The organism is Deinococcus misasensis DSM 22328 (assembly GCF_000745915.1).
GTDB lineage: Bacteria > Deinococcota > Deinococci > Deinococcales > Deinococcaceae > Deinococcus_C > Deinococcus_C misasensis.
On sequence record NZ_JQKG01000092.1, the window covers coordinates 1 to 4007 of the forward strand.

A 4007-nucleotide genomic window follows, 5' to 3' on the forward strand; every position below is an offset into this window, starting at 1 on the left:
GTTGTACTCCACGTGGGCGGTGTTGATGGTGATGCCACGGGCCTTTTCCTCAGGTGCCTTGTCGATCTGGTCGTAGGCGAGCTTTTCGATGGTGGGATCGGCAGCTGCTGCGGTAAAGGTGATCGCGGCGGTGAGGGTGGTTTTACCGTGGTCCACGTGACCAATGGTTCCCACGTTCACGTGGGGCTTGGTGCGTTCAAACGTACCTTTAGCCATGATTCCTCCAAGCGGTGGGCTTTTGCGGTGCTAACCCACATTGGCTTCTGATAAAGAATTAACGTCTGACCTTAGCACGGGTCAAGACGCCCGAATTTCAACTTTACTACTTTGCCAACTTGGATGCAAGACATGCAGCAAGCAGAAAACCTTAATTTCCAGAGTTGATCGCCCAGAGACACAATTTCTCAGGATCTTTCTTGGTACTCTCTGTGTAACACTTTCCATGATGCTGCGTTTTCTCTGCTTCGGCTTGCCATTTCACAAGTGTGCGCGAAGGAGGTTTGGAACATGCGTCAGCCCAGAAGACTCACTCCCAGTCCGTTCAACAATCCCAACCACCCTTTCATCCTGTATCCGGCTTACCACATGACCACCATCCTGAACACACAACAACAGGTGGAGCAGGTCAGGGCCAAGTTGCTGGAAGCAGGTTACGCCCCAGAGGCCATTGCGGTCTTCACAGGTGAGGCAGCCCTAAAGCACATTGATCAGGATGGGCAGAAACATGGATGGATCGCCCGGTTTCTGCGCAACATTCAAGATTATGTGGCCGATGAAACCCGCATCCTGAAGCAGTACCAGCAGGCTTGTCTTTCAGGCAAGCATGTGATGTACATCCATGCAGAAACCCCCATCACCAAAGCCAAAGTGCGGGACATCCTGAAAGAGCACGGCGGGTACGAAACCCATTTCTTTGGCCCATATGTGATGGAAGACTACTGAGACCCTTTAAAGCCTGCTTGAACTGAGACAGGCAGGCTTTTCCGAGGTTGAATGTGGGTTTGGATTTGGATTTATAGAAAACCACATCAAAATGCAATCAATCACACTTTTTTCAGACTTGTTTCTGTATGCTGAAAACAATGAATTCGATTCCCAAAAAATTGTGCTGGACCATTTCCACTTTGCATTTTTTTGCCGTGGCCAATCTGGCAGCAGCAGTGATGTTGCTGCTTTCAGGCCAGAGCCTCACCCGTTCCCTGATTGAGCTTTACCCCATTTTTACTTTTCTGGTGAATGGCTGGATTCAGGTGTCCTGCATCACGGTGCTGTTGTTCAGCACCCTGCTGTGCGAACTTGCTGCTTATGGCCTGAGCCACCAGCGAAGCTGGAGTTGGACTTTGGCTCTGGTGCTCTTGGTGGTCAGTGTGGTGGGTTGGAGCGCTGGGGGTATCACCATTCTGGTTGCAGCCATTGGCATTTACGGTTTGCTGGGAACCCAGAGCCGCGCTTACCTCTCCATGCCTGTGGAAGAAGAGGCCCCTCTGGTGCAACGTCCTCGGACCATCCGGTTGGACTGAGACCAGAGCCTCTCCCCTGCTTTGCAGCCCGTCAAAGGGATTCAAAAACCCAGAATCGGTATTTGTCGCACTCAAAATGAGGTGGGATTTCCACAGGATGGGCATTCCAGAGGGTTTCCAGAATCCAGGTGTTGCGGGCATCCACGCTTCGGAGAATCAAGCCCGAGTCACACTCTGGGTACTGGATGTAAGTGCGACGCATGTCCTGAAGGGCTTCGGTCAAGTCTTGATGGCTGTGGAACTCCTGATAAAGCACAAATTTCACAGGCTCCTCCAGAGGTACCAGCACGCATGGCTGCGGTAAGGGCTCCATTTGGTGGTGACTTCTTGCAGGTCTGAATCGCCGTAAAGGTTGGCAAAAGCCCGTTTCAAAGCACCATCTCCAGGCGAGTAAATGTCTTCACGGCCCAGACCAAACATCAAAAACATTTCAACGGTCCAGCGGCCAATGCCCCAGACAGGAAGCAGTTGGTTCATGATCTCTTCGTCGGTTTGTTGATGCAGGGTCTCAAAGTTGACTGTGCCTTGCAAGGACACATCACTGAGGGCATGCAGGGTTCGCACTTTGGCATTGGAAAGCCCACACCCGCGCAAGGCTTCATGGGTGTGGGCACGCAGTTGCTCTGGAAGCAAACCTCCCGTCAGGGCCACCACACGTTTCTCGATGGCATCTGCGGCCTTGCCAGAGAGTTGCTGTCCGATCACCGAACTGGCCAGCACTGTGAAAGGATGTCCATGGCTGGACCTCAGCACCTCTGGTGGGGGCCCCACCTGTTCAATCACATGGGCCAGAATGGGATCTCTGGACAGATGTTCCATGATGGTTTTTGTTTTGGACATAATTCAAGTATAAGGGATCTGCAACGGCACCGTTTGGTCTGAAGGTCCACATCAAAGAAAAAGCCTGCCCGAAGGCAGGCTTGAGAAGGCAAACGCACTTACTTGCCAAAAGGCATTCTGGGCATGCCCTTGGCACCTTTGGCACCTTTGCCCATTCCCATGCGCTGCATGACCTTCATCATGTCCTTCATCTGGTCATGCATTTTGAGCAGGCGGTTGACTTCCTGCACCGTGCGACCCGAACCCGCAGCGATCCGTTTGCGACGTTGACCATTGATGATTTTGGGGTCACGACGTTCACGCAAGGTCATGGACTGGATGATGGCCTCAATTTGCTTGAGTTGTTTTTCATCCACGTTGAAGCCCTCTGGGAGCATTTTGCTCATGCCGGGAATCAGTTTCATGATGTCGCCCAGAGGACCCATTTTGCGCAGGTTTTTCATTTGCAAAAGCAGGTCTTCCAAATCAAAATCGGTGATCTTCTTGTTGGGATCCATGGCAGCCAGTTCTGCCTGTTGTGCACGCTCAATGAGGGTGAGCACATCGCCCATCCCCAGGATTCGGCTGGCCACACGGTCCGGGTAGAAAGGCTCCAGACCACTGATCTTCTCACTGACCCCAGCAAAGTAAATGGGTTTTCCAGTCACGGAACGGGCAGAGAGGGCTGCACCCCCACGGGCATCGCCGTCCATCTTGGTGATGATCAGGCCCGAGAGGCTCACCCGTTTGTCGAAGGTCTCTGCGACGTTCAGGGCTTCCTGACCGGTCATGGCATCCACCACCAGTAGGGTTTCGGTGGGGTTCAGGGCGGTTTTCAGATCGGCAAGCTGATCCATCAGGGCTTCATCGATTTGCAAGCGGCCTGCGGTGTCCACAATCACCAGATCGCGGAAGTCTTTTTGAAGGTGTTCTTTGAGGCGTTGACGGGTGACCTCTGGGGGCTCGTTGTCCTGAACCTCCAAGACAGGCACACCCACCTGATTCCCAAGCACCTTGAGCTGTTCGCGGGCAGCAGGACGCTGGGTGTCTGCTGCCACCAACAAGACCCGACGGCCTTTGCCCTTGTAATAAGCAGCCAGTTTGCCTGTGGAGGTGGTCTTCCCTGCCCCCTGCAAGCCCACCATGAACCAGACGTTGCTTTCGGTTTTGAGCTCTGGTTGCTGGGCTTTGCCGCCCAGTGTTTCGATCAATTCGTCATGGACGATTTTGACCACTTGCTGACCTGCATTGAGGCTGGTCAGCACATCTTGACCCACAGCTTTTTCGGAGACACGGGCCACAAAATCTTTGGCCACGTTGAAGTTCACATCTGCTTCCAGCAAGGCCATGCGGATTTCGCGCATGGCGGCTTTGACCTGCGGCTCGGTCAGGCGTCCTTGCTGACGTACATTGTCCAGAATGTCCTGGAGTTTCTTGCCTAGCGACTCAAACATGTTTAACAGTTTACAGGGTGAGGTGTGGACTTCACAGTGAAACGTTGATGCATGAGGTTCTCTGGCCACCCCAAAAGCCCAATAGGCACAATGGCTTACTCAAATGGCAACTCCACAAAACCCTGACTTTTATGCTGTGCAAAAAGCAAAAAAGCAGCCCTTGCCCGATTTTTCATCCCCTCTTGACGATTTCCAGAAAATCGCATATTCTATC

6 protein-coding genes are annotated in these 4007 nt (G+C 52.8%); 2 read left to right on the forward strand and 4 right to left on the reverse strand.

Going from position 1 to position 4007, the window contains the following annotated elements; genetic code table 11:
- On the reverse strand, nucleotides 1–216 hold a 216-nt coding region (locus tag Q371_RS23125), incomplete at its 3' end, for a GTP-binding protein (RefSeq protein ID WP_034345369.1).
- A gap of 291 nt (nucleotides 217–507) precedes the next feature.
- Between Q371_RS23125 and Q371_RS23130 the strand changes: the two genes are divergently transcribed.
- Both Q371_RS23130 and Q371_RS23135 read left to right on the forward strand, forming a co-directional pair.
- Entirely contained in the window at nucleotides 508–942 is a 435-nt protein-coding gene (locus tag Q371_RS23130) for a hypothetical protein (RefSeq protein WP_034345372.1), read from the forward strand.
- Nucleotides 943–1082: 140 nt separating this feature from the next.
- On the forward strand, nucleotides 1083–1520 hold the full coding sequence (locus tag Q371_RS23135; protein ID WP_034345375.1) for a hypothetical protein: 438 nt from the start codon (nucleotides 1083–1085) through the stop codon (nucleotides 1518–1520).
- 31 nt (nucleotides 1521–1551) lie between these two features.
- On the opposite strand, the gene Q371_RS23140 is transcribed toward Q371_RS23135, so the two are convergent.
- The 3 genes from Q371_RS23140 to ffh form a co-directional block, all read right to left on the reverse strand.
- The gene (locus tag Q371_RS23140) at nucleotides 1552–1785 is read right to left on the reverse strand and encodes a hypothetical protein (RefSeq protein ID WP_034345378.1); all 234 of its coding nucleotides are present in this window, start codon (nucleotides 1783–1785) and stop codon (nucleotides 1552–1554) included.
- Entirely contained in the window at nucleotides 1782–2360 is a 579-nt protein-coding gene (locus tag Q371_RS23145) for a DNA-3-methyladenine glycosylase family protein (RefSeq protein WP_034345381.1), read from the reverse strand. Before Q371_RS23145 ends, Q371_RS23140 begins: the two co-directional genes overlap by 4 nt.
- Nucleotides 2361–2458: 98 nt before the next feature.
- Complete coding sequence (gene ffh, locus Q371_RS23150) at nucleotides 2459–3793, reverse strand: signal recognition particle protein (RefSeq protein WP_034345384.1); 1335 nt, start codon at nucleotides 3791–3793, stop codon at nucleotides 2459–2461.
- Nucleotides 3794–4007: the final 214 nt, after the last annotated feature.